We start from the raw sequence: 20,217 nt of genomic DNA, 5'->3' as shown, positions 1-20,217 counted from the left end.
GCGGCGTCGGGAACGACGAAGAGGGCCGGATGCTGAATCCGGCCCTCTTCGTCGTCTTTCGCAGTTCTCAGCCGACTGCGGCGTCGACCCTCGTCGCTCCGAGCACCCCGTCATCGACGAGCGCCTGCACATCGGCCGTGGAGAAGCCGAGCTCCTCGACGAGCAGCTCGAAGGTGTCTCCGCCGAGCGCCGGCGGGTAGGCCGCCTCGACCTCGGCCGTGCCGACGAACCGGATGGGCGTGGCGACGTTCTCGAACTCCGCGGAGTCGCCGCGCACGGTGATCAGCGAGCCGTCGTCGGCGTTCCGGGCGTCCTGGAGCGCCTCGAGGACGTTCCGCACCGGCGCGACCGGCACCGAGCCGGCTGCCAGCAGCGCGACCCATTCGGCTGCCGGCCGTGCGGCCACCCTCTCTTCGAGGATGGCCCACAAGGCCTCGCGATTGTGCAGGCGGGCCGCGGCATCCACGAAGCGGTCGTCGACGATCAGTTCAGGCACGTCGAGCGTGCGACAGAGTTCCTCCCACATGCGCGGAGTGTTCGCCGTCACGACGAATTCGCGACCGTCGCCGCCGCGGAACGACCGGTATGTCGCGATCGAGTCGTGCGCTGCCCCCTGCGGACCCGGCGCGGCGTCGTTCACCGACGCGTAGAGCGCCTGGTACGAGAGCATCGCGAGCTGTCCGCGCAGCATCGAGACGTCGATGATGCGTCCGGGGCCGGTCTCTCCGCGCGCATGCAGCGCCGACAGGATGCCGATCACGGCGTAGAGGCCCGCGACGACGTCGCCGGCCGGAATGCCGAGCCGCGCCGCGGGAGTGCCCGGGTGCCCGTTGATGCTCATGACACCGCTGAGGGCCTGCACGACCATGTCGTAGGCGGGTCGGTCGCGCAGCGGGCCCTCCTGTCCGAACCCGCTGATCGACGCCCAGATGAGCCGAGGATTCTCTGCCAGGGCCGACTCGGGCGAGAGCCCGAGCCGGGCGGTCACTCCCGGACGGAAGTTCTCGACTACGACATCCGCCCCGGCGATCAGCTGCTTGGCGACGTTCTGACCGCGAGGCGACTTCAAGTCGATCGCGATGCTGCGCTTGTTGCGGTTGTTAGCGAGGAAGTAGGCGCTGTCGCCGTCCACCTCCGGGCCCGCGATCGCGCGGCTCGAGTCGCCTTCGAGCGATTCGATCTTGATCACGTCGGCACCGAGGTCTCCCAGCAGCTGGGTCGCGGACGGCCCCGAGAGGAACGTCGTCAGATCGACGATCCGGACGCCTTCGAGCGGTGGCCGCAGCGCCGCGCTCATGCCGCCTCGAAGAGGTGGATGGTGCACGCGCCGTGGTCGAGGCCGGCGGTGCCGCCGCCCGTGACGTGAGTCATCGCCCAGCGTGCGTCGTCGATCTGACGGCCACCGGCGACGCCGGTGAGCTGCCAGAACGCCTCGACGATCTGGGCGACCCCGCTCGCGCCGACCGGGTGCCCCTTCGCGAGAAGTCCACCGCTCGGATTGACCACGACATCCCCGCCGAAGGTCGTGCGTCCGTCGCGGATCAGGTCGATCCCGCGGCCCCGCTCGGCGAGCCCGAATGTCTCGTAGTAGACGAGTTCGGCGATGGAGAACGCGTCGTGGAGCTCGATCATGTCGAGGTCTTCCGGGCCGATGCCGGCGATCTCGTAGGCGTCGCGTGCGGAGTGCGCGCTGATCTCGGGAGCCGTCATGTCGCGGAAGCCCTCGGCAACCTGACCGGAGTGCAGCACCGAGGCGGCGACGCGCATGCCGCGTGCCCCGAGCCGGGCCCGTGCCCGGTCGGAGGCGAGCACGACGACCGCGGCGCCGTCGCCGGTGGGGCAGCACATCAGCAGGGTCAGCGGGTCTGCGACCGGACGCGCATTGAGCACTTCTTCGACCGTGACCTCTTTGCGGTACTGGGCGAAGGGGTTCAGGGCGCCGTGCTTCCGGGCCTTGACGCTCACGAGCGCGAGGTCTTCGGGGGTCGCCTCGGTCTCGTAGAGGTAGCGGGTCGCGCGCATGGCGTAGACGGCCGGCATCACGATGCCCTGCTTGACCTCGCGATCCTCGGGCGAGAGCGGAAGGGTCCCGCCCCCGAACTGCGTGAGCTTCTCGACGCCGATGACGACGGCGACGTCGATGTCTCCTCGAGAGATCGTCTCCCACGCCTCGTGGACGGCGGTGGCGCCGCCCGAGCACGCGTTGTCGACGTTGACTGTGGGGACGGTTCCCAGGCCGATCTCCTTGCAGATCCGCTGACCGGTCATCATCCCGCCGTAGGAGTGGCCCACCCACACGGCGTCGACGTCGGACTTGTCGATTCCCGCGCTCCGCAGCGCCTCGATGAGGGGAGGCACGGCCAGCCCGACGTACGACGAGGACCGGTGCTTCCCGAACGGCACCATGGCCGCCGAGACCACATGCACGTTCTCGCTCACGAGTCGGTCTCCTTCTCTTCGGTCGTCGCCGGGGCGGCTGCGAACCACCAGTCATCGCCTTCGACATGAAGGCGGACACGGATGCCGGGCTCGAGCGGCCCCGTGTCCTCACGCAGATCGGTCAGGGTGCGCACGTCGCCCTCGAAGTCGACGTAGCCGAGTGCGCGCACGCCTTCGGCGCCGACGTGGAGGCGCGTGTAGGTGTAGAGGAGACCTGTCGTGGGAAGCGGAACACGCGTGACGTCGGTGCCCACGCAATCGCTGCAGACGATGCGTGTCCCGATCATCGTGCGCGAGCAGGCTCGGCACTGTGTGCCGACAAGACGCGGGCCTTCGGGGAACACTCCCAGGAGGCCGTCGGACTCGAGGTCGGCGACGGGCTGGGGGACGGCGACGGCTTCGGTCACGGTGCTCATGCGGCACCGCCCGCGAGAGCGCGGGCGATGGCTCGCGTCGGACACACGTCGATGGCCTGCTGGATCTTGTCGTCCGGGTCGCCGGTGTCGTCGGTCACGATCGCGATGCTGAGGTCGTCGAGATCGAACGTGCTCGGCGCGTAGAACGTGCACTGCCCGGAGCCCATGCAGCGGTCGCGATCGACGGTGAGAAGCTCGCTCATCTGCTGACCTCCGCCGAGTCGTACTGGAGGTAGAGGTGCTGGTGCCCCCGGAACTTGTAGCTCGTGATGAGGTCCCACTCACGGGCCTCGTCGCCGCCGTGACGGCTTTCGTCGATGCGGATGCTCGTCGTGCGCTCGAGGAAGCGCTGGATCGTGAAGACGGCCTCGGCCCGGGCGAGCGGCGCACCGGGGCAGGTGTGGATACCTCGGCCGAACGCGAGATGCTGACGGGCGTTGGGCCGCGTCTCATCGAACGTGGTCGGGTCGTCGAACACACGACCGTCGCGGCCGGCCGCGCCGTGCAGCAGCATGACGACCGTGCCGGGCGCGAGGTCGAGTCCTCCGAGTTCGGTCGGCCGCTTCGTCAGTCGGAACGAGCCCTTGATCGGTGCCTCGACGCGCAGCGACTCCTCGATGAACTTCGGGATGAGTGCGAAGTCCTGGCGGAGCCGCTCCTGCAGCTCGGCGTCGTCGGCGATCCGCTGCATGCAGATGCCCATCAGCTGGACGGTCGTCTCCTGGCCGGCGGCGAAGAGGTTCGATGCGATGCGGGCGACTTCGATCGGCTCGGGAACAGAGCCGTCCGGGAACGTCGCGAGCGCCATCCCGGTCAGCACGTCGTCTGCCGGCGCGGCGCGGCGCTCTTCGATGCGGGCGACGAAGTACTCGTAGAGCCGTTCGAGGGAGCTGTGGTGGTTCGCCTGGAGCTGGAGGTTGCCCAGCACCGGACCGGGCGCCGAGGCGAGCAGTTCGAGCAGCATCGGGTGGTCCTCGGTCGGCACGCCCAGTAGATCCGCGACGGCGAGGACCGTGTAGCCCTTGCAGAAGTCCCAGATGAACTCGCACTCGCCCTGGGGGAGGATCGCGTCGAGGAACCGGTCGCCGGTGTCCTTGAGGAACTGCTCGTTCTCCTTCAGGCGCTTCGGCGTGATCAGACCCATGAGGATGGCTCGGTGATCGGTGTGCACGGGCGGGTCGAACGTGACGATCTGGTCGTTGTTCGAGAAGTAGCTGCGGTGCTGCTCGAGGAGCTCCGAGATGTCGTCGCCGACCAGCTCGACCGGCAGGTCGACGACGGGGCCGCCCGTGCGGTTGATCGACGAGTACACCTCAGGCTGGTGGTAGACCTGCAGCGCCTCTTCGTAGCCGGTGACGATCACGACGCCGTACTTCGGCTCGCGGAACACCGGGTGGTTGGCGATCATGTAGTCGAACCAGGGCTCGGCTTTGGCGGCCACGTCGGGGTCGGTGAAGAAGTCGACGTCGGTCGGGTGGGATTCGACGGTGGTCATCCGTGTCTGCTTTCTCTGGGCGGGCCGTCGCGCTGTCAGGGATCACTGCTGCAGGTCGGACGTGCGCGGGGGATGGGGGCTCTGCCGGACGCGAGTGCGCGCCCGGCAGAGCCGATGTGTCAACGGAATCGAGCGGGGGCGGCGTCGAGCAGCACCGTCTTCGACTCCAGGTAGGGGGCGATGCCCTGGATGCCGCCTTCGCGGCCGACGCCGGACTGCTTGAAGCCGCCGAAGCCCATGCGGGTGTCGGTCTTGAAGCCGTTGTGTCCGACCGTGCCCGACCGCAGGCGACGGGCGATCTGGTAGGCGCGCTCGACGTCGTTGGTGAAGACGGCGTTGTTGAGGCCGTACTGCGTCGCGTTGGCGAGTTCGACGGCGTGCTCTTCGTTCTCGGCTGGGATGACCGAGAGGACGGGGCCGAACAGCTCCTCCTGCGCGAGCGTTGAGCTGTTGTCGACGTTGCCGAACACGGTCGGCTCGACGAAGTAGCCGCGCTCGAGGTGGGCGGGCCGCTTGCCGCCGACGGCGAGGCGGGCGCCATCGGCGATGCCCTGCTCGATGTACCCGAGCACGCTCTGCTGCTGCTTGGCGAGGGCCAGCGGTCCGAGCTGCGTCTGGGGGTCGAACGGGTCGCCGACAGCGACCGAGCCGAACGTCACCGCGAGGGCGTCGACGAGGTCGTCGTGGCGGTCTTTGGTCACGATGACGCGCGTGAGCGACATGCAGACCTGCCCGTTCAGGGAGCACTCCTGCTGCGAGATCGCCGCTGCGGCGGTGGCGAGGTCGTAGTCGTCGAGGACGACGGCCGCAGACTTGCCGCCGAGCTCGAGCGTGTAGCGCGCGAGTCGCCCACCTGCCGCCGCTGCGATCTGGCGCCCGACGTGGCTCGAGCCGGTGAAGGCGATCTTGTCCACCCGGGGGTCGCGCACGAGCTGGTCGGACACCTGCCGGTGCCCGTTGACGACGTTGAGCACGCCGGCCGGAAGGCCGATCTCCTCGGCGATCTCGGCGAGGATCCACAGTTCGCCGGGCGCCTCAGGCGGCGCCTTGAGCACGACGGTGCAGCCGGCCAGGAGCGCCGGGGCGATCTTGTAGGCCGCGAGCGACAGCGGAGTGTTCCAGGGGACGATTGCGCCGACCACACCGATCGGCTCGTTGACGACGGCCCCGAAGGCGGCGAACTCGGGGGAGTCCTGCACCGCCCAGGGGTAGGTGTCGGCGACGTCTGCGTAGTAGTCGAACAGGTTCGGGACGCGCGAGAGCGAGCCCACCGCCATCCGGAAGGTCGGTCCGGTCTGGCGGGTCCAGAACGTCGCGGCCTCTTCGGCCCGCTCGCGCAGACGCGCGGCGATCTTGCGCAGGTACTGGGCGCGCTCGCTCGGCTCGAGGAACGGCCAGGGCGAGTTGTCGAATGCTTCGCGCGCCGCCGCGATCGCCGCATCCATGTCGGTCGGCGTGGTCTCGGCGGTGCGGTAGAACGCCTCCTCCGTGGTCGCGTCGATGACCTCGAGGGTCGATCCTCCCGCAGGGAGGACCCATTCGCCGTTGATGTAGAGGCGCTCGGGGTGCTTGAGGGTGATCGTGGTGTCGCGGATCGTGAGCAGTTCAGTCACGTCGTTTCTCCTCACTTCTTCGTGTGTGCAGAACCGGCAGCGGGTGCCGCCGATCGGAGGGTGGTGCGTCTGGTGATCGCTGCGGCGAGGCATCACGATTCGGATGCCTCGTCATGGCGGTCAGGCTGCGGCGGCCTGTCGGGCCAGCACGCCGCGGAGTGTCCAGCTGAGACGGTCGGGCGAGAGCCCGGCGATCTCGAGGGCGTTCATTCCGTAGTCGACTGAGAGGTGCACCCCGGAGACGTAGCCGGCGAGGTCGCTTCCGAGGAAGGTCAGGACCCTCGCCATCTCGATGGACTCGGCGAGCCGTCCGGCTGGGCCGACCTCGGCCTCGACCTTCTCCTGGCCGCCCTTCATCTCGGCGAACTCGGGGAGCATGCCCGACACGGTCATGGCGGGCAGCACCGCGTTGATGCGGATCTTCCTGAGGTCAGCGAGGGGGGAGACCTGCTCGGCGATCCACAGGTTGAGCAGGCGCTTCGAGAGGATGTAGCCGAGCGAGCCGGGGATCGTGCCGAACTCGGCTTCGTACTCTTCGGAGATCCGCACGAGGTCGTCCCAGCCGCCGCCGCGGACGAAGGGCACGAGCTCCTCGCGCACCGTCGGGACCTCCCAGCGCACGCCGCCGTTCGACGTCACGAACGTGGCGGAGCCGTTCTCGACCAGGCGATCGGTCAGGTAGGTGTCGGTCACGTACTTGTTCGCGATGAAGTTCACCGTGAGGGTCTCGAGGAACGAGCTGTGCACCCCCGAGATGCCCGCGACGCCGAAGAACGCGTCGATCTGGGCGGGCAGCTGGGCGAAGGCCTGGTCGATCGACGCGCGCTCGCCGAGGTTCGCGATGACGACCTTCGCGAGGCCGGCCACCGGCGACTCGACGCGGTCGAGCGCGTACACGTCAGCGCCCAGGTCGACGAGCATCTCGCTGAGCGCACGGCCCATTCCCGATGCGGCGCCGGTGACGACGACGGTCTTACCGGCGTACCCGAAATAGTCGCTCATAGATGACTTCCTTGTCTTCCGCCTGTGTTCTGTAGAACCGAACACATGATCTTTTAAACGAAACGTAGCCTCACTATCTCAAGGAACAACCGGACTGTCAATCGCGCTCGGCATCGCCCGCGAGGAGTGGGGGGCCTCGACATCCACCAGTTCGCTAGTCGTGCTATGGTGTTCTCTTGTAAAGAACGCATGATCCTTACAACGAACGCCCGGACGGATTCGGCTGAGCGCTGTCGTGAATAAGTAAGACCTATGGCTCAATACGCCGCGCATTTGGCGTGCGTGCCCCCGCGTTGGGCGTCAGGATCCCGGGCGCGCGCGTGCGACGTGCACCGCCGGCGCTGCAGAGTCTCTCTGAGTCGCCAGCTGCCGGTGCTCCCGCGCATCACGACATGAAACGGCCCGCCGAGCATCGCTCAGCGGGCCGTCCAGTCGCTGCCGGGCGCGTCACGCGTCCGGCAGTTGGCTGACGAACTCCGCATCGTGGTCGATGAGTCCCATCTTCCGACCGCCCTTGGCGATGTCCAGGCCTTCGAAGAACTGCTCGTTGATCTGGACAAATATGGCGTCCTCGCCATCGAGCTCTTCGTCGTAGCGGATCGCCTGGGTGGGGCAGACAGCCTCGCAGGCGCCGCAGTTGATGCACAGATCCTGGTTGATGTACATCATGCGTCCGCCCTCGAAGAGGCAGTCGGCGGGGCACACCTGGATGCAGCTCTTGTCTTTGACATCGACGCATGCCTGCGTCACCACAAAGGCCATGTCATCTCTCCTTCTCGACGTCGTCGTTGATCGGATGTCGGCTGGACTCGCCCGCATCGGGCAGGTACACTTACGACACTTCTAAGCGTTATATTTCAAATCTAACACTCAGATGCCCAGTGACCAAGGCCGTTCACGACACAGGAGAACTCGATGACGACAGCAACCTTCTCGATGCAGCGCGTCGACCCGTACAGCCCGCCGACCGAGCACCTGCGCCTGCAGGAGGAGAACCCGATCAGCCAGGTGCAGCTGACGGATGGTCGCGTCATGTGGGCGATCACCAAGCACGCCGACGTCCGCGCGGTTCTCGGCGATGCTCGCTTCAGCTCCGATCGCGCCCTTCCCGGACATCCCATGAACCGCGGTGGGTACGGCGGTACCGCCGCGAAGCTGAAGCAGCTCATCGAGATGGATCCGCCGGAGCACACGCAGCAGCGCGTGCGGGTGATGGGGGAGTTCACGGTGAAGAAGATCGCCGCGATGCGGCCGCGCATCGTCGAGATCGTCGAGTCGACGATCGACGCGATGCTTGCGTCGGGCTCCGAGGCCGACCTCGTGACGGCACTCTCGCTGCCAGTGCCCTCCGTCGTGATCGCCGAGCTTCTCGGCGTGCCGTACGAGGACCACGACTTCTTCCAGGTCAACAGCGCGACCTTCGTCGAGATCGACGCGACGATGGAGCAGCGCATCGAGGCGATGGGCAACCTCAAGGCATACATCGGCGACCTCGTGGCCTCGCGTGTCGAGAACCCGGGCGACGACATCCTGAGTCGCCAGCTGGCCGCCGGCGCGGGCGTCGAAGAGCTCACGGGCCTCGGCTTCCTGCTGCTCATCGCAGGGCACGAGACGACGGCGAACATGATCTCGCTCTCTGTCGCCACACTGCTCGATCGGCCCGACCTGCTGCAGCAGCTGCGCGACGATCCCTCGCTCGTCCCCGGCGCGGTCGAAGAGCTCCTGCGCTACTTCACGATCGCCGAGGTCGGTCACCAGCGCCTCGCCACCGCCGATATCGAGGTAGGCGGAACCCTGATCCGCGAAGGTGAGGCGGTGTACGGGTTCGCCAACGTCGCGAACCGCGATCCCGAGGTCTTCCCCGAGCCAGACAAGATCGACTTCACCCGCGGCGCCCGCAACCACGTCGCGTTCGGGTTCGGCCCGCATCAGTGCCTCGGACAGAACCTCGCCCGCCTCGAACTCGAGATCGTGCTCGAGGCCGTGGTCCGTCGCATACCGACCCTGCGGCTCGCCGTGCCCTTCCGCGAGATCCCCTTCAAGGAGCACGGCCCCAACTACGGCGTCTACGCACTCCCGGTCGCGTGGTGACCATGCAGATCAACGCCAACCGCGTCACCTGCATCGGAGCGGGCCAGTGCGTGTTCGCCGACCCCGACGCCTTCGACCAGGACGACGCCGGAATCGTTCTCGTCCTCCGCGCTGAACCGGGTTCGCCCGACGAGATCGCCCGCGCACGTGAAGCCGTGCAGGTCTGCCCGAGCCGATCCCTGACCCTCTCCGAGACCGCGTGAGCCGGGCCATACCCGACGATCACAGCCTGACTCAAAGGACCATCCCGTGACGATGCAGCAGACCGCCCCCGAACTCGCCGGGCCCGACCCTCTCACCCCCTGGCTTCGTGAGATCGCCGACCGCCACGAGGCCGCGCGACACCTGCCGGGCATCCAGTGCCGCGGATCTGTGGCGCTCATCGACGAGGCCGCGCGCCTGCGCGGCATCGCCGAGGTGCGTCTCGGCCGTGCGATCTCCCTCGAGCGCGAGGTCGAGACTCGCCCCGATCGGCTCGCCTCCGGTCGCGCGATCGCCGATGCCGAGAAGGCGCAGTGGCGGGCCCTCGGCAACGCCGACCTGCCCGACGGCCACGGTTCGGTCGACCTCAAGGTGACCGTCGGTCTGCATGGCCGCCATGTACACGGCGGCGACGTCATCTCCTATGACGCCCACGGCGTGCACAACACGCACCTGGACGGGCTTGCGCACATCGGAGCGGATGCCTCGTGGCATGGCCCGATTCCGGCATCCGCGTCCGAGACCGACGAAGACACGATGGTCCACTGGGCGCAGCACGGCATCGCCACGCGTGCCGTGGTGCTCGACATCCCTTCCGTCCGCGGCACCGATTGGGTCGCCGCGGGTGAGCCCGTGACGGCTGCGGAACTGGATGCCGCGCTCGCCGCCGCAGGCGGGCGGTTCCAGCCTGGCGATGGGCTCGTGATCTACCAGGGCCGCGATCGCTATGAGGCGGAGGGCAACGTCTACCCGAGCGGGGCTGCGGCGGTGACCCGTCCCGGCATCGGACAGGACGGTGCTGCGTGGATCGCCGCGAAGGAGCCGGGCCTCGTGCTGTGGGACTTCCACGACGCCCGCGACAATCAGGGCGGCTCGCTCGAAGTGCACAACCTCATCTACGCGATCGGCCTCTGCCTGGTCGACAACTGCCTGCTGGGGCCGGCGGTCGCCGAGCTCAAGCGCGCGGGCGTCTCCACAGGGTTCATCGTGGCCGCGCCGACGGCGATCCACCGCTCGACCGGCGTGCTGATCAATCCGCTGCTGCTCTTCTGACGTCGGGTCATTCCGCGAGCTGATGGTTTATGTTTGTGACAAAACAATCGGATCACGGACATCGGAGTCTCATGAGGATCGTCATCGTCGGCGCCGGCATCGGCGGTCTCGCCACCGCGCTCAGCCTGCACGCCGCCGGGTTCCGCGACGTCGTCCTCCACGAGCGCGTCGACGAGCTGCGCGCACTCGGTGTGGGCATCAACGTGCTTCCGCACGCGATCCGCGAACTGGCCGAGCTGGGTCTCGCCGACGAGATCGCCGCGCTCGGCGTCCTCCCGTCGACGCTGTCGTACTGGAACCGTTTCGGGCAGCCGATCTGGAGCGAGCCGCGGGGCCGCGAGGCGGGGTACCTGTGGCCGCAGGTCTCGATCCACCGCGGCGAGCTGCAGCTCGCGCTCGTCCGGGCCGTGCGCGAGCGCCTCGGCGCCGATGCGATCCGGCTCCGCCATGCGCTCCTGCGCATCGAGCACGGGGCGGATGCCGACACCGCCGTCTTCGCGACGGCTGCGGGTGAGGTGTCCGTCGGCGCCGACGTCATCGTCGCGGCAGACGGCATCCATTCCGCCTTCCGTCGTCAGGCGTACCCGCTCGAGGGGCGGCCCGTGTGGAACGGGCTGACGCTGTGGCGGGGAACCGCGCGCGTGCCGACGTTCCTCGACGGGCGGTCGATGATCATGGCGGGCGACGGTGAGCAGAAGTTCGTCGCCTACCCCTTAAGGGCTCGGGATGGCGCCGGCCTCGCCGTCGTCAACTTCATCGCCGAGCGGCGCGGCGTGGGCGATGAGACCGTCGACTGGAACCACGCCGTCGACCCTGTGCCGATCGTGGAGATGTTCCGGGACTGGCGCTTCGACTGGCTCGACGTGCCGGGCGTCATCGGGGCTGCCGACGAGATCCTCGAGTACCCGATGGTCGACCGCGATCCGATCCCCCAGTGGACGTTCGGTCGCACGACCCTGCTCGGCGATGCCGCGCATGCGATGTACCCGAACGGGTCGAACGGCGCGTCGCAGGCGATCCTCGACGCCCGCACGCTGGCATTCCACCTCGCGACCGCCGCCGATGCCCCGGCTGCGCTCGCTGCCTACGAGGACGCGCGGCGCCCCGCGACCACCGCCCTCGTGCTGAGCAACCGGCAGCAAGGGCCGGAGAGAGTCATGCTGCTCGCCCGCGAACGCGCACCCGAAGGTTTCGACGCCATCGAGGACGTCATCCCCGAGGCCGAGCTGACCGAGATCGCTGCCGGCTACAAGCGCGCAGCCGGGTTCCTCCCCGAGATCCTCAACGCCCGCCCCTCGCTCACCCCGCCCGCCCGATGATGGACGCGCCCGAGATCGATCCCGCCCGGCTCGCCGCGGTGATCTCTCCGCTGCGTCGCACCCTGCTCTCGGCCGCGCGCGCGTCGGCGCACCTGCCTGAGATCCCCGACGCGCAGGTCGAGATCCTCCGCGCTCTCCCCCGCGGGGTCGTGCGGTCGCCGGGCGAGCTCGCCGAGAGCCTCGGCCTTGGACGCTCCACCGTGAGCAACCTGCTGACGGCGATGCAGGAGCGAGGGCTTGTGTTGCGCCGCGCCGTGTCCGGTGACGGACGCCGGGTCGAGGTCACGGCGACGCCGAAGGCCCTGCGCCTCTTCGAGCGGTTCGACGATTCGAGCGCGGCACTCATCGCCGCAGCATCCGCAGAGCTGAATTCCGATGATCGCGCCGCGCTCGCCGCCGCCCTGCCGGTGCTCGAGCGCCTGCGCGACGCGCTCGACGAGCAGCGGCGGGACACGGCATCCCGAATCACCACCCACTCACCACGCAAGGAGGCGTAAATGAGCGCGACCGACCAGCTCCAGAACGACACGAAACGTGCGCGCGCACGCGCACGGAAGCACGGGTTCATCGAGCAGCGCGACGTGCGCGTGCCGATGGACGACGGCGTCGAGCTGGTGGGTAGCCTGTACCTGCCTCTCGAGCCGGATCCGACGTTGCCGACGATCGTGATCCGCGGCCCGTACGGCCGCCGCGGCCCGGTCGCGGGTGGGGCGCACCGGCTCGCGAAGCAGGGGTTCACCGTCTTCTTCCAGAGCTGCCGCGGCACCTGGGGGTCTCCGGGCGTCTTCACGCCGCAGATCGACGAGCAGCGCGACGGCATCGCGACCCACCGCTGGGTGCGGCAGCAGCCGTGGTTCACGGGCCGCGTGGCAACCTTCGGCGAGAGCTACATGGGCTACACGCAGTGGGCCGTCGCCGGCCGCATGCAGCAGGAAGAGCCCGAGAACGCGCCCGACGCGCTCGTGCTCAACATCACGATGCCCGACTTCGGCGCGATCACATGGGACAACGGCGCGTACTCGCTGCGCAACGCGCTCGGCTGGTCGCGCATGATGGGGCGGATGGCGAAGGGCGGTCTGGCCCTGCTAGGCATGCTGTTCCCTGACCCCAAGCTCACGCGCGCGTTCGACGTGCTGCCGCTGAGCGCGGGCGACACGGCTGCGACCGGGCAGCCGATCCACTGGTACCAGGACTGGGTGAAGCACGAGCGCCTGACCGACAAGTACTGGACGCAGCAGTCGCACACGGCGTCGGTCTCCGACGTGACAGCGCCTGTCTTCATGATCAGCGGCTGGTACGACATCTTCCTGCCGTGGCAGCTGCGCACCTACGCGCAGCTCGTCGCGGCCGGCAACCCCCCGAGCCTCACGGCGGGACCGTGGGGTCACGTCACACCCGGCCTGCAGGATGCCGTCGGGCCCGAGTCCGAGGCGTTCCTGCGCGAGACCTTCGCCGGTGAAGCGTGGGACCGGCCCGCGCCGGTGCGCGCCTTCCAGACCGGCGCCGAGGTATGGCACGACCTCGCGGCGTGGCCGCCTGCCGGCTCGTCCGTCGAGTCCTGGTTCCTGCGCGAGGACGGGGGAGTGGGTCGGGATGCCGTACCCGGCGGCGTCACGCGCTACACGTACGACCCCGATGCGCCGACGCCGGCCGTCGGCGGGCCGAGCCTCAAGCGCAACACGCTGCCGACCGACAACCGCACGCACGAGAAGCGCAGCGACGTCGCGGTCTTCCGCTCCGCGCCGCTCGGCGACGGGGTCGAGGTCGCAGGCGAGCCGGTCGCGCGCATCCGATTCCGCTCGAGCGCTCCGAGCTTCGACGTCTTCGTCCGCCTCACCGATGTGCACCCCGACGGCAGGTCCATGACCGTTTGCGACGGCATCCGCCGCATCGGCTCGGTGGGCACGGCGGCGACCGATCCCGAGCCAGACGCTGAGGGCTTCCGCGAGGTCGACGTGACGCTGTGGCCGACGTTCCACCGCTTCGCGCCGGGACACCGCATCGGCATTCAGGTGAGCTCGGGCGCGCATCCCCGCTACGCTCGGAACCCCGGAACCGGCGAGCCCGCGTTCGACGCGCAGGCCACGGTCGTCGCGCACCAGGAGATATCGCACGCCGGGCCGACGGCATCCCGTCTCGACCTGCCGGTGTGGCGCCGATGAGCATGCCGCCGCCGGTGCCGGGGCTCGAGCCGGCTTTTGAGGTGGAGGTTGCGCTCGGCGCCCTCGAAGACCACGGCATGACGCGCGCGGGGCATCGTCGGGTCGTGCCGATAGTCGGGGGCTCCGTGCGCGGTGCGTTCGAGGGGGAGATTCTCGCCGGCGGCGCGGACTGGCAGATCGTCCGGTCCGACGGGTCGATCGAGATCGACGGGCGCTACACGGCAAGGGCCGTTGACGGGTCTCTCGTCTACCTGCACGCCGTCGGGGTCCGCAGCGGATCACGCGACGTGCTCGCCGCGCTCCTGCGCGGCGAGCACGTCGAACCAGCTGACTACTATTTCCGCACGGTGGTCACGATCGAGTCATCGTCGCATCCCGAGTTCGAGCGCTCGCTCTACGTGGCATCCTGCGTACGCGACGCAGACCGGGTGCGGTACGTCGGCTATCGCGTGACCTGAACGTGCGAACTCAGCGCGAACCGGGCTTTGCTGTTGATGCGGTGTTTGGAGTGCGAGGCGCGCGCAAGAGGTGCCAGATTGCGGCTGTGATGGGCGAAATGACGCCCTGCTAAGGTGGAGTCCCCTCACGGGGACCGAGGGTTCAAATCCCTCCGTCTCCGCGAGAAAACCCCAGTTAAATTGGGGTTTTTCTAGTTTCGCGCGATGGGCAATCCCACGCTCCGCGTCGGCCCAAGTGACCCCCAAGTGTCCCCGCGGGGGTCACCTGGGGGACACTTGGGGGTCGGCGCCACCACTCGCTCTCGCACATATGAGCGCGTTTGGCGCGTGATTCCGGGGGAGTCGCCTGGCGGAAGGGCGATGGGGACATCACCCCGCGAGGGTGTTGCACTCTGGCGAACGGAGTTCCTATGACGGTCGCATCCGAAGCTTCCGCAACGGGGCCCCTCGGGTGCTTCATGCATTTGTGCGAGTGGGTGAAGCGGGCGGCGCCGGCATCCTCAACGAGGAATGATGCTGGACCGTCTCCGCCGCGGTCCCGGCCGAAAGGACCCATTGCGCAATCAGCCCCGTCGATGGATCGGCAGGTGAGAATATCGAAATGGTGCCAACGGCACGGAGGTGAGGGCGCACGATGACCGACGGAGTCGTGGAAATCCGCCAGGGGCAGATCGGATCAGTGCCCGCCAGACACCCGAGCGTGGAAGTGTTTTTCGACGTTCCTTTCGCAGTCCCTCTCCGGTTTCGTCCCCCGAGGAACGCGCCGACGTGGTCTGGGGTTCGGCGTCGCGCTCGTCCTGGCCCTGCAGCACCTCAGCCGGTAGTCGAAGGCGTCACGCTCCTCAGCCCTTCCGCCACGATGGCGGAGGAATTGTGCCTTAACGCTACGATCTGGCGGCCCCGATCACCAGCCAATGGTCTACCTGTACTCGTCTTCGTGCACGGCGGAGCAAACCAATACGGCTCCCACGCCGGCGCGGTGACGGATGGTTCCCGACTTGCGGCCCACGGTCTCGTGGTGATCTCGGTCCAGTACCGGCTGGGCGCGCTCGGCTTCCTGGCTCTTGATCGCGCAATAGACGCGCGGTTCACCGAGAGCGGAGCCGTCGCCGTCCATGACCTCGTCGCCGGCCTCTCGTGGGTGAAGAAGAATGTTGAGCAGTTTGGCGGAGACCCGGGCCGAGTGACTCTCTTCGGGCAGTCCGCGGGTGCGGCGTTGGCGGCTACCGTCGCAGCTTCACCGCTTGCCGAAGGTCTACTTCATCGTGTTGTCATGTCGAGCGGCACGGCTGAGCGTGCACTCACTAGCGATGACGCTCATTCCGTGACCGAGTCGTTCCTCAGAGCGGCGCGGGTGAGCGATCCAGAGGACCTGCTCTGTTTGAGTCTTGAGCGCATCCTGGACGCGCAGACAACGGTCACTGCGCAGAGAACCCCTTCCGTGCCGACGCTGTCCATGCCATTCCAGCCGGTTCTCGGCACACGCGCAGTCCCGATCAGGCCGCTGGACTCGTGGAGATCGGAAGCGCTCGCACCGATCTCGTTGCTTGCCGGGACAAACCTGACTGAGGCGGCCGGAAGCGCAGACACCCTCTCTGCACATCAGCGAAAGACTGCGATCGATGCCCTGGCTGCGGGCGCGTTGGAGGGATGCGGCGAGGCATATTCAGCGGCAATCGCGGGGCTGCTAGGACGCCCTGCCAACGAGCACGATGTGCTGGATCACCTTCTCACTGACATGCGCTATCGGCGTCCGACTGATCGGCTTCTTCGGGCCCGACGTCCCTCACGCAACACATACGGATACGTCTTCGTCGGCGGACCGCGAGCGGGAGACCCCGCCGCGTCAGCTCACGCCAGCGAGCTTCCCTATTTCTTCGACAATCTGGATGTGGCGATCGCAGACGGTGTGGCCATCCCCGATGAAGCACAGACGTTAGCCGAGCACATGTCGAGGGCTCTGGTCAGCTTCGTTCGATCGGGCACGCCACTCGCCGGGAACGTGAAATGGGACGACATCGGCTCGGAACTTCCCCAGCTCCACGTGCTCAGCGCTCCGGGCGCGGACCGGGATCCTCTTCGCGACGGAGACCCGTGGCGCATCCTCAGACAAACCTGGTCATCCTCAGCCGCCAGATGACCCGCTCAGCCGCATGCGAGCGGAATCACAGCGCGGTGATTGGTCCGTCGTCGGGCGGCCTTTGTCGGCCCGCGATTGTACGCGGCAGGAGTTGTCGATCGATCGCCTCGAATGCGAGCGGCCTTCGAGCAGAGCATTCGTGCTCTTCGGCACGAGGCGGCGTTCGTCAGCGGAGGGCGTTGGCGCCGAGACGTTGCCCGATGGTCTCGCGGATCGCAGGGACCGCATCCACCAGACTTTCGAGCGGTGTTCTGAATCTGACGGCACTGACGCTGATCGCGCCTGCTGGAGTGGCAGAACCGTCGAGGTAGATCGAAACAGCAACGCAGTTGATGCCCACCTCGTTCTCCTGATCGTCGATCGCGAATCCGCGGGCGCGGGTGGCCTCGAATTCAGCGAGGAGCGCTTCGGGTGTGATGAGGGTGTGCGGTGTCTTCTGCTCTAGCGGAAACGCACCGAACCACTCCCTTACATCCTTGATGTTGAGCAGTCGACTGCTCAACAGGGCCTTGCCGACGGCGGTGCGGTACGCGGGGTTGCGTCCGCCGATCACGGAGGTGAGGCGGACGGCACCCTGCGGGGGGTCCATCTTGGCCCGGTAGACGATGTCCTTGCCGGACAGCACCGCATAGTGCGCCGTCTCGCCGAGATGCGTGGCGAGATCCTCGAGAAGCGGTTGGATGCGGGCGGTCTCGGGCCGGCCGTCGAGATTGCGAAAGGCAAGCCGCAGATACTCATCCCCCAGGATGTAGACCCCGCGCCCGGTCATGTCGGCAAGGCCTGCCCGGCGCAGCGTCGCCAGCGCGCGATGAACGGTCGGCTTCGAGCTCTGGAGCTTTCCCGCAAGCTCATCGAGCGTGACACCCAGGGGGTGGTCGGCGAGTTCCGTCAGTACTGCGATCACCCGGTCAGCACCGACGAGCTTCTCGTCCGGGGGAACGACGTCGCGCAATGATTCCGAACGGCTCATGGTGGTCTCCATTTTCGACTAGGTCTGCAGTCGTGGGTCGACATGGACCTTCGGGCCTGGTCCTGCGCTCGGTCCACGACTGCCCTCGAGGCGTGCGGGGACATCCTCAAGTGCCACAACCTCGCTCACGATCGGATCCGGCACGACAGATCCGTCGGCGAAGTGCTCGATCGCACCTGCGAGGCCGGGCGAGGCAGAGAGGATGCCGACGGCGGTGATGTCCTTGAGAGCGATGTCGCGCGAGTCGACGAGGCTCGGACCAGATGACAGTCCGATATAGACGACACGCCCCGCAGGCTTCGCGAGTCGGACCGACAGGGCCGGCATCGCCTCGTTGCTGGTGGCCTCGATGACCGCGTCGAACTGATCCGACGGTGAGTCGGCGAGATCAGACAGCTGCCGAGTGTGCGGTACACCGAGCGACCGGGCCAGCGCGAGCGACCCTTCGCGAACGCCCCCGACGTGCACCTCTGCGCCCGCTGCCAACGCGAACTGGGCGGCGAGCAGGCCGATCGTGCCGGAGCCCAGCACCAGCACCCGGTCGCCGGGCATGATGTCCGCGGCGCGGACGGCACGCAGCGAGTTGCCGCCAGGCTCGACAAGAGCCGCGGCGGTCACACTGACGTGCTCGGGGATCTCATACGCGAAGCGGGTCGGCACCAGTGTCTTCTCGGCGAGGGCGCCTGCCCAGCCGTCGCGGATGCCGACCTCGAACCGGTTGGGACACACGTGGTGGACCCCGGCGAGGCAGTACTCGCAGCGGCCGCATCCGAGCATCGTGTCGCCTGTGACTCGCTTGCCCAGCCATCCGTCATCCGCGGAATCCCCGACCTCGACGACCCGGCCGGTCCACTCGTGGCCCAGCCGGATCGGAAAGTGCGTGTGCCCCTGATCGATGTAGGCCATCTCGCCCGTGTACAGCTCGACATCGGTGCCGCAGATGCCCACCCGCTCGACGTCGACGAGGAGCTCGCCTGCCGCCGGCACCGGGTCGGGTACCTCGAGCACCGCAGCCTGACGCGGCGCGGTGACGACGAGAGCCCGCATCAGCGGACGGCGCTCGGATCGGGAATGACGTGCTGGGTCTGCGTGCCGAGCCGCGTGATGCTGAGCGTCATGGTCTCGCCGCCCCGCAGGAACACCTGCGGCGACTGACCCATGCCGACACCCGGCGGTGTGCCGGTGTTGATGAGGTCGCCGGGTTCGAGCGCGAGGAACTGGCTCAGATAGTGCACGATGAACGCCGGGCTGAAGATCATGGTCGAGGTCGACCCATTCTGGCGCACGGTGCCGTCGATCTCGAGCCGCATGTCGAGGGCGAGCACGTCGCCGATCTCGTCGGGGGTCACCAGGTACGGGCCGGCCGGGTTGAACGTCGGCGCCGACTTGCCCTTGGACCACTGTCCGTTGCGCTCGATCTGCCACGCACGCTCGCTGACGTCGTTGACGAGCACATAACCGGCGATGGATGCCGCCGCCTCGGCCTCGTCGGCGAGGTACGACGAGCGCCGGCCGATCACGATGCCCAGCTCGACCTCCCAGTCGGTCTTCTGGGAACCGCGGGGGATCAGTACATCGTCATTCGGGCCGATCAGCGTGTTTGGGGACTTCGTGAACAGAATCGGCTCGTCGGGGACCGCCTGACCTGTTTCGGCGGCGTGGTCGCTGTAGTTGAGCCCGATGCAGAGGATCTGGTGCGGCCGAGCGAACGGTGCGCCGAAGCGACGGTCGCCGACAGGTTCGGTGCGGCCCGCCGCGACGCGCTCGTCGACGACGGCAGCAAGGGTAGCGAGTTCCCCGGAGCCGAAGAATCTCTCATCGAATTCGCCGACCACATCGGAGAGGTCGACGAACGTGTCGTCATCGACGAGCGCCCCGGGGGTTTCGGAGCCCGCGGGTCCGAGTCGGACAAGTCTCATGCGTGGGTTTCCTTCTCTGTGTGCCAGGAGGGGGAAGTCGTGCTGCCGCGCCAGCGCGGTACCGGGAGGCCGGTGGCGCCGACGGAGGCGAGGAAGATCGCGCCGGACGCGTCGGACCAGTCCTCGAGGCCCTCTTGCGCGGTCGTGATCGCAAGAGTGTTGAGGTCCGGTCCGATGAATGCCGGGCACGAGGCTTGGGTCGCGAAGACGTTGATCACATCGAGGAGTTCGCCCGAGGTGGCGTGGTGACGGATGCTTGACCCGCCCCACTGTGCGACCCAGAGGCTGCCGTCGCGGCTGACAGCGAGCCCGTCGGGATAGTGCGGGAGGTCTGTCAGAACGGGTGCCCATGGCTCGTCGAGATCGAAGGCACCTGGGCCGTACGAGTGGCTGGACACCATGTTCGCGAGCGTGTCCACGTGATAGATCGTGCGCCCATCAGGCGAGAAGGCGATGCCGTTGGAGAGGCGGATGCCGGTCCTGAGCGTTTCGACCGCGCCTCCAGGGGACACGCGGAGCAGAACTTCGGCGCCGGTCTCGTCGCCGACTGCCAGGGTGCCGACGATGAAGCGCCCCTGCGGGTCGACGGACCCATCGTTCAGGCGTACGTCTCCGCGATCCCCGAGAAGGTCCGGACCATAGGAGATCGTGCCATCCGGCGCGATTACCGCGAGACCTCGTGCGGCGGCGACAAGCAGGCCTCCGTCTTCGGCCACAGCGACCGCGCCCGCGGTCTGGCCGATCTCAATGCTGTCGACATCGACGATCAGCCGCTTGTTCAGTCGCCCGGAGAGTACGCGCCCCTTCCAGATGTCCACCCAGCGCACAAGGTTCGCGCGGTCATCCCAGACGATGCCCTCGGCCAGCTCGTATTCGGCGCGTGTGGCGGCGGCTGCAGTGATGACGGTCATGGTTTCCAACGTTTTGAAGAACGGCTAG

General features: G+C 67.9%; 20 protein-coding genes. 8 read left to right on the top strand and 12 right to left on the bottom strand.

Annotated features, from left to right (window positions below; all coding sequences use genetic code 11):
- Positions 1 to 67: 67 nt before the first annotated feature.
- The 8 genes from MJ607_RS14605 to fdxA all read right to left on the bottom strand — a co-directional run bounded on the left by MJ607_RS14605 (position 68) and on the right by fdxA (position 7,727).
- On the bottom strand, positions 68 to 1,297 hold the full coding sequence (locus MJ607_RS14605) for a CaiB/BaiF CoA-transferase family protein (protein ID WP_243076339.1): 1,230 nt from the start codon (positions 1,295 to 1,297) through the stop codon (positions 68 to 70).
- On the bottom strand, positions 1,294 to 2,439 hold the full coding sequence (locus MJ607_RS14600; protein ID WP_243076338.1) for a thiolase family protein: 1,146 nt from the start codon (positions 2,437 to 2,439) through the stop codon (positions 1,294 to 1,296). The genes MJ607_RS14605 and MJ607_RS14600 overlap by 4 nt, the downstream gene beginning before the upstream one ends.
- Positions 2,436 to 2,855, bottom strand: a complete 420-nt coding sequence (locus MJ607_RS14595) for a Zn-ribbon domain-containing OB-fold protein (RefSeq protein ID WP_243076337.1) — start codon at positions 2,853 to 2,855, stop codon at positions 2,436 to 2,438. Before MJ607_RS14595 ends, MJ607_RS14600 begins: the two co-directional genes overlap by 4 nt.
- Positions 2,852 to 3,058, bottom strand: a complete 207-nt coding sequence (locus MJ607_RS14590) for a ferredoxin (protein ID WP_243076336.1) — start codon at positions 3,056 to 3,058, stop codon at positions 2,852 to 2,854. The genes MJ607_RS14595 and MJ607_RS14590 overlap by 4 nt, the downstream gene beginning before the upstream one ends.
- Entirely contained in the window at positions 3,055 to 4,350 is a 1,296-nt protein-coding gene (locus MJ607_RS14585; protein ID WP_243076335.1) for a cytochrome P450, read from the bottom strand. Before MJ607_RS14585 ends, MJ607_RS14590 begins: the two co-directional genes overlap by 4 nt.
- 119 nt (positions 4,351 to 4,469) lie before the next feature.
- Positions 4,470 to 5,963 carry an aldehyde dehydrogenase gene (locus MJ607_RS14580; protein ID WP_243076334.1) on the bottom strand — a complete coding sequence of 498 codons (1,494 nt, stop codon included), beginning with the start codon at positions 5,961 to 5,963 and terminating at the stop codon, positions 4,470 to 4,472.
- Between the two features lie 120 nt (positions 5,964 to 6,083).
- Positions 6,084 to 6,965 carry an SDR family oxidoreductase gene (locus MJ607_RS14575; protein WP_243076333.1) on the bottom strand — a complete coding sequence of 294 codons (882 nt, stop codon included), beginning with the start codon at positions 6,963 to 6,965 and terminating at the stop codon, positions 6,084 to 6,086.
- 447 nt (positions 6,966 to 7,412) lie between these two features.
- Positions 7,413 to 7,727, bottom strand: coding sequence for a ferredoxin (gene fdxA / locus MJ607_RS14570; RefSeq protein WP_243076332.1), 315 nt, complete (start codon positions 7,725 to 7,727; stop codon positions 7,413 to 7,415).
- 153 nt (positions 7,728 to 7,880) lie between these two features.
- Here fdxA and MJ607_RS14565 point away from each other — a divergent pair, with 153 nt between their 5' ends.
- The 8 genes from MJ607_RS14565 (at position 7,881) to MJ607_RS14530 (ending at position 16,389) form a co-directional block, all read left to right on the top strand.
- The gene (locus MJ607_RS14565; protein ID WP_243076331.1) at positions 7,881 to 9,056 is read left to right on the top strand and encodes a cytochrome P450; all 1,176 of its coding nucleotides are present in this window, start codon (positions 7,881 to 7,883) and stop codon (positions 9,054 to 9,056) included.
- 2 nt (positions 9,057 to 9,058) lie between these two features.
- Complete coding sequence (locus MJ607_RS14560; RefSeq protein ID WP_243076698.1) at positions 9,059 to 9,259, top strand: ferredoxin; 201 nt, start codon at positions 9,059 to 9,061, stop codon at positions 9,257 to 9,259.
- 52 nt (positions 9,260 to 9,311) lie between these two features.
- Complete coding sequence (locus tag MJ607_RS14555) at positions 9,312 to 10,310, top strand: cyclase family protein (protein ID WP_243076697.1); 999 nt, start codon at positions 9,312 to 9,314, stop codon at positions 10,308 to 10,310.
- Positions 10,311 to 10,381: 71 nt separating this feature from the next.
- Positions 10,382 to 11,629, top strand: a complete 1,248-nt coding sequence (locus tag MJ607_RS14550; protein WP_243076330.1) for a flavin-dependent oxidoreductase — start codon at positions 10,382 to 10,384, stop codon at positions 11,627 to 11,629.
- The gene (locus tag MJ607_RS14545; protein WP_243076329.1) at positions 11,626 to 12,126 is read left to right on the top strand and encodes a MarR family winged helix-turn-helix transcriptional regulator; all 501 of its coding nucleotides are present in this window, start codon (positions 11,626 to 11,628) and stop codon (positions 12,124 to 12,126) included. The genes MJ607_RS14550 and MJ607_RS14545 overlap by 4 nt, the downstream gene beginning before the upstream one ends.
- Positions 12,127 to 13,791: a CocE/NonD family hydrolase gene (locus MJ607_RS14540; RefSeq protein WP_243076328.1), complete on the top strand. Its 1,665-nt coding sequence runs from the start codon at positions 12,127 to 12,129 to the stop codon at positions 13,789 to 13,791. It abuts the gene before it with no gap.
- Positions 13,788 to 14,249, top strand: a complete 462-nt coding sequence (locus MJ607_RS14535) for a DUF3237 domain-containing protein (protein WP_243076327.1) — start codon at positions 13,788 to 13,790, stop codon at positions 14,247 to 14,249. The genes MJ607_RS14540 and MJ607_RS14535 overlap by 4 nt, the downstream gene beginning before the upstream one ends.
- A 634-nt stretch (positions 14,250 to 14,883) precedes the next feature.
- Positions 14,884 to 16,389 (top strand): carboxylesterase family protein, encoded by a 1,506-nt coding sequence (locus MJ607_RS14530; RefSeq protein ID WP_243076326.1) that lies wholly within the window; start codon positions 14,884 to 14,886, stop codon positions 16,387 to 16,389.
- Between the two features lie 166 nt (positions 16,390 to 16,555).
- On the opposite strand, the gene MJ607_RS14525 is transcribed toward MJ607_RS14530, so the two are convergent.
- From MJ607_RS14525 to MJ607_RS14510, 4 genes are read right to left on the bottom strand one after another with little or no spacing between them, the layout of a single operon-like run.
- The gene (locus tag MJ607_RS14525; protein WP_243076325.1) at positions 16,556 to 17,359 is read right to left on the bottom strand and encodes an IclR family transcriptional regulator; all 804 of its coding nucleotides are present in this window, start codon (positions 17,357 to 17,359) and stop codon (positions 16,556 to 16,558) included.
- 18 nt (positions 17,360 to 17,377) lie between these two features.
- Positions 17,378 to 18,406, bottom strand: coding sequence for a zinc-binding dehydrogenase (locus MJ607_RS14520; protein WP_243076324.1), 1,029 nt, complete (start codon positions 18,404 to 18,406; stop codon positions 17,378 to 17,380).
- On the bottom strand, positions 18,406 to 19,278 hold the full coding sequence (locus MJ607_RS14515) for a fumarylacetoacetate hydrolase family protein (protein WP_243076323.1): 873 nt from the start codon (positions 19,276 to 19,278) through the stop codon (positions 18,406 to 18,408). Before MJ607_RS14515 ends, MJ607_RS14520 begins: the two co-directional genes overlap by 1 nt.
- Complete coding sequence (locus tag MJ607_RS14510; protein WP_243076322.1) at positions 19,275 to 20,189, bottom strand: SMP-30/gluconolactonase/LRE family protein; 915 nt, start codon at positions 20,187 to 20,189, stop codon at positions 19,275 to 19,277. Before MJ607_RS14510 ends, MJ607_RS14515 begins: the two co-directional genes overlap by 4 nt.
- Between the last annotated feature and the right edge of the window lie 28 nt (positions 20,190 to 20,217).

The organism is Microbacterium sp. SS28 (assembly GCF_022761035.1).
Taxonomy (GTDB): Bacteria; Actinomycetota; Actinomycetes; order Actinomycetales; family Microbacteriaceae; genus Microbacterium.
The sequence above is the reverse complement of the archived record's forward strand: the minus strand, read 5'-3'. Positions and strand labels throughout refer to the sequence as shown.

Excerpts from the sequence above, each read along its gene's own strand:
- MJ607_RS14605 (WP_243076339.1), bottom strand. The coding sequence starts at position 1,297 with ATGAGCGCGGCGCTGCGGCCACCGCTCGAAGGCGTCCGGATCGTCGAT.
- MJ607_RS14595 (WP_243076337.1), bottom strand. The coding sequence starts at position 2,855 with ATGAGCACCGTGACCGAAGCCGTCGCCGTCCCCCAGCCCGTCGCCGAC.
- MJ607_RS14590 (WP_243076336.1), bottom strand. The coding sequence starts at position 3,058 with ATGAGCGAGCTTCTCACCGTCGATCGCGACCGCTGCATGGGCTCCGGG.
- MJ607_RS14585 (WP_243076335.1), bottom strand. The coding sequence starts at position 4,350 with ATGACCACCGTCGAATCCCACCCGACCGACGTCGACTTCTTCACCGAC.
- MJ607_RS14575 (WP_243076333.1), bottom strand. The coding sequence starts at position 6,965 with ATGAGCGACTATTTCGGGTACGCCGGTAAGACCGTCGTCGTCACCGGC.
- fdxA (WP_243076332.1), bottom strand. The coding sequence starts at position 7,727 with ATGGCCTTTGTGGTGACGCAGGCATGCGTCGATGTCAAAGACAAGAGC.
- MJ607_RS14565 (WP_243076331.1), top strand. The coding sequence starts at position 7,881 with ATGACGACAGCAACCTTCTCGATGCAGCGCGTCGACCCGTACAGCCCG.
- MJ607_RS14560 (WP_243076698.1), top strand. The coding sequence starts at position 9,059 with ATGCAGATCAACGCCAACCGCGTCACCTGCATCGGAGCGGGCCAGTGC.
- MJ607_RS14555 (WP_243076697.1), top strand. The coding sequence starts at position 9,312 with ATGCAGCAGACCGCCCCCGAACTCGCCGGGCCCGACCCTCTCACCCCC.
- MJ607_RS14550 (WP_243076330.1), top strand. The coding sequence starts at position 10,382 with ATGAGGATCGTCATCGTCGGCGCCGGCATCGGCGGTCTCGCCACCGCG.
- MJ607_RS14545 (WP_243076329.1), top strand. The coding sequence starts at position 11,626 with ATGATGGACGCGCCCGAGATCGATCCCGCCCGGCTCGCCGCGGTGATC.
- MJ607_RS14540 (WP_243076328.1), top strand. The coding sequence starts at position 12,127 with ATGAGCGCGACCGACCAGCTCCAGAACGACACGAAACGTGCGCGCGCA.
- MJ607_RS14535 (WP_243076327.1), top strand. The coding sequence starts at position 13,788 with ATGAGCATGCCGCCGCCGGTGCCGGGGCTCGAGCCGGCTTTTGAGGTG.
- MJ607_RS14530 (WP_243076326.1), top strand. The coding sequence starts at position 14,884 with ATGACCGACGGAGTCGTGGAAATCCGCCAGGGGCAGATCGGATCAGTG.
- MJ607_RS14525 (WP_243076325.1), bottom strand. The coding sequence starts at position 17,359 with ATGAGCCGTTCGGAATCATTGCGCGACGTCGTTCCCCCGGACGAGAAG.
- MJ607_RS14520 (WP_243076324.1), bottom strand. The coding sequence starts at position 18,406 with ATGCGGGCTCTCGTCGTCACCGCGCCGCGTCAGGCTGCGGTGCTCGAG.
- MJ607_RS14515 (WP_243076323.1), bottom strand. The coding sequence starts at position 19,278 with ATGAGACTTGTCCGACTCGGACCCGCGGGCTCCGAAACCCCCGGGGCG.
- MJ607_RS14510 (WP_243076322.1), bottom strand. The coding sequence starts at position 20,189 with ATGACCGTCATCACTGCAGCCGCCGCCACACGCGCCGAATACGAGCTG.